We start from the raw sequence: 5407 nt of genomic DNA on the forward strand, positions 1-5407 counted from the left end.
GTGCGCAACCGCACCTTGCTCCTGGTCGTCGGTGGCGCGCTGCTGACCGCACTCGCGTCACAGATCCGGATCCCGCTCGGATTCACCCCCGTACCGATCAACCTGGCGACCTTTGCTGCCGTCCTCACCGGTGGTGCCCTCGGAGTTCGGCGGGGCACAGCGTCGATGGGTCTCTACCTCGCGCTCGGCATCGTCGGGTTGCCGGTCTTCGCGGACTGGAGCGGAGGCTGGAGCTCGTTCACCGGCGCGACCGGCGGCTACCTCATCTGCTACCCGCTGATGGCCGCCATCGTGGGCGCCGCCGCTGAACGAGGACGCGATCGCCACGTCGTCTCGTTCGTCGCGGCAATCGTGCTCGCGAACGCCGTCCTCTACTTCGTCGGATCGGCCTGGCTGGCCCACGTGGTCGACGTACCGATGTTCGGCGACCCGAGCGCGTGGACGCTCGGTGTACGACCGTTCCTCGCCGGCGACATCGTCAAGATGCTCGCAGCAGGCGTGCTGTTCCCCGCCGCCTGGCGGCTCACCGACGATCGGTGACGGCCGCGCCTCGGCGTACCGAGATCCATCGCGACCGGACGGTCACGTCGGACCGTGTGGTCAGTTCCGCTCGCTCGGCCAACGGACGACATCCCTACCTCTCGGCGATGGCGCGTGCTTCGTCGACGAGTTCGTCCACGTCGTGTCCGGCCGACCGACGGTGTTCGGCATGGTCGAGCAGGCCGTGGACCAGGCGGTACGGAGTGCTGTTCTCGCGAAGAGATGCGACCGCTGTCCCGAACAAGGGATCGGCGTCGGCATCGGCGTCGTGGCCGACCGACGCGAGCCGAGCCGTCCGGTCACGCCTCGACAACGTCTCGTAGGCGACCTGGCGCAGGATCTCCTGCGAGAACCGGTGCTCCCACGCTCGGGCGAAAGTGGATCCGCCGAGATCTGGAGGACCTCGCGGCAACAGCATCGGATCACGCCGTCGGTAGTCGGGTGACGTCGGCGATGACGATCCGGCCACGACCGAGCTGGATCGTGCCACTGTCGACGAGCGCCTGCAGCGCGCGGTTGGCCGTCGGGCGCGTGGTTCCGGCCAGCGAAGCCAGTTCCTCCTGCGTGATCGGCAGCGTGGCGGCATCGCCGACCCGGAACTCGAAGGCGAGGAGTGCGAGGCGTTTCACGACGCGTTTCTCGGCGCCCATCGAGTGGGCATCCAGCAGCTGTTCCGACAGCCGACGCACCTGGGCGGCGAGCACCTCGACCAGCACGTTCGTGACCGCGGGGTGGCGGCTCTGCAGCTCGACGAAGTCGTCGCGGCGAATCGTCAGCGTCTCGACCGCACCGATCGCAACGATCGAGGCGGTCCGTCGGGCCGCTGGATCGACGAGGGTCTGCTCACCGAACGCGGAACCCGCGCTCAGGACGTCGAGCGTCAGCGAGACCCCGTGAGCGTCGACGACCTTCACAGCCACGTGGCCCCGATCGAGCAGGTGCACGGTGTCACCCGGATCACCCTGGTGGAAGAGCGTGTCACCGGAGCGGAACTTCCGCCGCACCGCAGCCCGAAGTACCGCGCGACGTTCCGTGTCGTCGAGGCTGCGCAGGATCTCCCATTCCATCGCCCAAGTGTCGCGGAACGCGTCCCACCGGAACGTGATCTGTCGCCGTCGATACACATCTAATGTCACGCCCGGAACAGCGCGATGGCGCTGGTGTCTGGATGATGAACACATCGACGACAGCGGCTGCGGAGTGGCCACCAATCACAAGGAGCAAGTGTCATGAGCACCCAGATCAACCACAATCCGGTCAACGATCCGAGCTTCCCGATTTCGCCCGACATGATCGAGGACACGGAGGGTCATCGCAAGCTGAGGATCGACGGCGCCGACGCCGTTCGGTCCCCACGGGTGGAGGACGCCGATGCCGTTCGATCTCCACGGGTGGAGGACGCCGACGACACCGAGGGTCATATCCGGTATCCCGACTGATTCTGCGGAGTGGAACGGAGCGGCACGATGACCGCTCCGTTCCGGCGCGTCCGAGGAGACAACCATGACGACAACGGAACATCCGCCCGACGAAGCACGCGGTGCGATCGCGTCGTTCCGGTCGGTCTGGCGCCATCGACGCTGGCGCTGGCTGCTCGGGAGCACCGTCGTCTCGCTCGCCGGCGACTTCCTGTACTGGGTCGCGATCGCCGTCTACTTCACCGAACACGACGACGCCACGTTCTGGATCGCTGCGTCACTCATCGCACGGCTGTTGCCATACGTGTTCATCAGCCCCTTCGGCGGCGCACTGGCCGACCGATTCGACCGCCGGTCCCTCCTGGTCTGGCTCGACGTCGCGCGTGGCGGGTTGTTCCTCGTCATGGCCGCGATCGTCGCGGTCGAGGGGTCCCCGGGTCTCGTGGTCGGGGTGTTGGCGTTGATCGCGTCGGCGGGAGCGGTCTATCGACCGGCTCGGGTGGCGGCGATTCCACGGCTCGTCCCCGAGAACGACATCGCCGCCGCCAATGCCGGCGAGGAGGGGCTCGCCCAACTCTCGTGGTTCGTCGGCCCGGCGCTCGGAGCGATCCTCGTCACCGTGTTCGACCCGTCGATCGTGCTCGTGATCGACGCGGCCACGTTCGCCGCATCGGCGCTGATGGTAGCCCGCGTCGGCGACATCGGCGGGGGGACGAAGCCTGCGACAGATCCCGACGACACGGCATCGTCGCTGCTCGCCGACGTGCGCGCGGGCGGTCGGCTGATCCTCGACAACCGTGGGCTCGGCGGCATGACCCTGATGGCGACCGCCGCGTCGCTGGCCTTCGGAGCCGAGCAGGTGCTGTACGTGCTCGTCGCGGCCGATCGTCTCGATCTCGGTGCGGCAGGCGTCGGATACCTCATGGCCGCGATGGGCGTGGGCGGACTGATCGCCGCTCCGATCGCCGCACGCGCCGGAAACTCGTCCCGTGGCGGAGCGTGGCTCCTCGGTTCGGGTTTGCTGGTGTCACTCCCGCTGGTGCTGATCGCACTGACCGACTCTGCGCCGGTCGTGCTGGGCCTCGCCGTGGTGGAGGGCGCTGCGGCGATCGTGTTCGAGGTTCTCTCGCTGACCCTGCTGCAGCGGGCGGTGGACGAATCGATGATGGGACGCGTCTACAGCGTGTTCGACGCCGTCGGCGCGCTGGGACAGACGGTCGGCTCGGTCGGCGCGCCGATCCTCGTGTCGCTCGCCGGGCTGACCGTCGCGATGCAGGTTTCGGGAATCGTCGCGATCTTGATGACGCTCGTCCTGGCCCCAGCGGTGCTCGCGCTCGCCCGGACGACGGACCAGAGCCGTCGTCGTCACCGAGCAACAGCGACGTGGCTCGGTCAGATTCCAGAGCTCGCCTCGTTCGAGTTGGTCGAACTCGAACGCCTCGCTCGTTCGAGCACCGATCGCCACGTCGGCGCAGGGGATGTCGTGATCAGCGAGGGCGACGAACCTGACAAGCTGTACGTCGTGCGATCAGGTGAATTGGGGGTGGTCACGAGCTCACCTCGAGACGTCGGTGTGGTCCCGCCCGACCTGGGAGCGAACGCTCTGTTCGGTGAGATCGGGCTGCTGCGCAGTGTTCCCCGCACCGCGACGGTCACCGCGCTGACCGAAGCCGACCTCCTCGAGATCGACGGATCGGTGTTCGTCTCGATCGCCACGCCGAGTGCTGCCGCCACTGCGCCATTGCTCGGCGGGATGCGGGCGCGACTCCAGCGAACCCACCCGGGAGCGGTCGGGGAAGAGCCTCCCGAGCAGGACGCCCCATCGGTGGCCGCGGCGACGTGATTCACGACTCGGATGCGTCGCCGCTGTTCGCGCTGTGCGCGCTCGCCCGTGTCTCGCTCGGGGCTGCCGCTGTTTCGATCGCCACGGTCCACGACGAAGGGCTGAGGTACGTGGCCGCCGACGGCGCCGGTGCCGATGAGATCGTCGGAACGATCCTGCCCCCTGGCGCCGGCATCGGTGGCTTCGTCGCCGCGACCGGGCAGTCGCTCAGCGTGCGCGATCCCGTCTCGGATCCGCGCTTCGCTCGAGATGTCGGTGAGCGCACGGGATATGTCCCGAACGCGATCCAGTGCGTCGCCGTCCACGATGTCGATGGTGACGTCGCTGCCGTCCTCTCGATCCTCGATCGCGGGTCGCCGACACCGACCGGAGGTCACGGTGCGACTCGCGTCATCGACCTGGTCGTGGACCTCGCCGAAGCCCTGATCGGTGCCGTCGACGATGACGAGATCGACCTCGAGGGGCGGCTCGCAGCGTTGGGACCGAACGAACGGTTGCGGGCGACCGACGTGGTCACGGCGGTGCTCGACGCGTTCGAACCGTGAGTGACGTCACCCAGACCGGCACCGACGGCCGTCCACTCGACCTCCCGGCGTGGTCGGAGGTGTTCCATGGCGACGAGCTCGGCCCGCGCCCGGACCTCGGGCTCGACCACCCGATCACGAGCGACTGGGCGTACGGCGACCGGTCGGGTCGAGGCGTGCGCGTCGCCGTGATCGACTCCGGTGTCGACGGTTCGCATCCACTGGTCGGGGGTGTGGCCGAGTACGTCTCGATCGTCATCGATGCCGAGACGGAGGCCGGCGTCCGGTTCGAGCGCGAACCGCACGAGGACCTCTACGGCCACGGCACCGCGTGTGCCGGAGTGATCAGAGCACTCGCCCCGGAGGCCGAGTTGGTCAGCGTGCGCGTCCTCGGCGCCTCACTCAAGGGTTCTGCCGGTGTGTTCGCGCGCGGGGTGCAGTGGTGCATCGACAACGGGATCGTCATCGCCAATCTGAGCCTGTCCACGACCAACGAACGCTGGGCCGAGACATTCCACGGTCTCGTCGACACCGCCGCGTTCCGACGGATGCTGCTGGTGTCGGCGATGGCCAACGAACGCAGGCGCTCGATCCCGAGCGAGTTCGCCGGCGTGTTCTCCGTGGCGTGCGGGCCGGGAACCGACCGCGAGCGGTTCTGGTGCAATCCGAACGGACCCGCCGAGTGGGGCGCACCGGGGATCGGCGTCGACGTCGCGTGGAACGGCCACTCCACGATCACGACGGACGGCAACAGCTTCGCCGCCCCCGTCATCGCCGGCCACCTCGCCCGGATCATGGGGGCCCACCCGGACCTCACTGGCTGGCAGGCGCGAACCGTGCTGGCTGCGCTCGCGGTCGACGCTGCGGATTGACCAACTCCGAGGAACAGCCCGATGAACGACGAAGCCCCCGGCAGCGTGCGCGACCGGGGGCTCTCCTTGTGGAGACGATGGGAATCGAACCCACGACCTTCTGCTTGCAAAGCAGATGCTCTACCAATTGAGCTACGTCCCCGTCTAGCGGGATCCTGCGAACAGGACCCCGAAACGATATCGGCTCGGCACCAAAGCGCCGCCCTGACG

Annotated in this window: 7 protein-coding genes and 1 tRNA gene; 5 read left to right on the top strand and 3 right to left on the bottom strand. The window is 68.2% G+C overall.

The window, feature by feature from the left end; translation table 11 throughout:
* Positions 1-540, top strand: a 540-nt coding sequence (locus WBV89_RS21870; RefSeq protein ID WP_423983446.1) for a biotin transporter BioY, incomplete at its 5' end; no start/stop codon positions are given.
* 94 nt (positions 541-634) lie between these two features.
* On the opposite strand, the gene WBV89_RS21875 is transcribed toward WBV89_RS21870, so the two are convergent.
* Positions 635-958 (bottom strand): hypothetical protein, encoded by a 324-nt coding sequence (locus WBV89_RS21875; protein WP_423983447.1) that lies wholly within the window; start codon positions 956-958, stop codon positions 635-637.
* A gap of 4 nt (positions 959-962) precedes the next feature.
* Positions 963-1676, bottom strand: a complete 714-nt coding sequence (locus tag WBV89_RS21880) for a Crp/Fnr family transcriptional regulator (protein WP_423983448.1) — start codon at positions 1674-1676, stop codon at positions 963-965.
* Between the two features lie 93 nt (positions 1677-1769).
* On the opposite strand from WBV89_RS21880, the gene WBV89_RS21885 reads away from it, so the two are divergent.
* From WBV89_RS21885 to WBV89_RS21900, 4 genes are all read left to right on the top strand, one after another.
* Positions 1770-1979: a hypothetical protein gene (locus WBV89_RS21885; RefSeq protein WP_423983449.1), complete on the top strand. Its 210-nt coding sequence runs from the start codon at positions 1770-1772 to the stop codon at positions 1977-1979.
* A gap of 64 nt (positions 1980-2043) precedes the next feature.
* Positions 2044-3801 carry an MFS transporter gene (locus WBV89_RS21890; protein WP_423983450.1) on the top strand — a complete coding sequence of 586 codons (1758 nt, stop codon included), beginning with the start codon at positions 2044-2046 and terminating at the stop codon, positions 3799-3801.
* Positions 3798-4346 carry a hypothetical protein gene (locus tag WBV89_RS21895; protein WP_423983451.1) on the top strand — a complete coding sequence of 183 codons (549 nt, stop codon included), beginning with the start codon at positions 3798-3800 and terminating at the stop codon, positions 4344-4346. Before WBV89_RS21890 ends, WBV89_RS21895 begins: the two co-directional genes overlap by 4 nt.
* Positions 4343-5197 carry a S8 family serine peptidase gene (locus WBV89_RS21900; RefSeq protein WP_423983452.1) on the top strand — a complete coding sequence of 285 codons (855 nt, stop codon included), beginning with the start codon at positions 4343-4345 and terminating at the stop codon, positions 5195-5197. Before WBV89_RS21895 ends, WBV89_RS21900 begins: the two co-directional genes overlap by 4 nt.
* Positions 5198-5266: 69 nt before the next feature.
* On the opposite strand, the gene WBV89_RS21905 is transcribed toward WBV89_RS21900, so the two are convergent.
* Positions 5267-5339 (bottom strand) — tRNA-Ala (locus WBV89_RS21905).
* Between the last annotated feature and the right edge of the window lie 68 nt (positions 5340-5407).

The organism is Ilumatobacter sp., assembly GCF_049588435.1.
GTDB lineage: Bacteria > Actinomycetota > Acidimicrobiia > Acidimicrobiales > Ilumatobacteraceae > Ilumatobacter_A.

What these genes read in the sequence shown, in the direction of transcription:
- WBV89_RS21875 (WP_423983447.1), bottom strand. Translation starts at nt 958, where the DNA reads ATGCTGTTGCCGCGAGGTCCTCCAGATCTCGGCGGATCCACTTTCGCC.
- WBV89_RS21885 (WP_423983449.1), top strand. Translation starts at nt 1,770, where the DNA reads ATGAGCACCCAGATCAACCACAATCCGGTCAACGATCCGAGCTTCCCG.
- WBV89_RS21890 (WP_423983450.1), top strand. Translation starts at nt 2,044, where the DNA reads ATGACGACAACGGAACATCCGCCCGACGAAGCACGCGGTGCGATCGCG.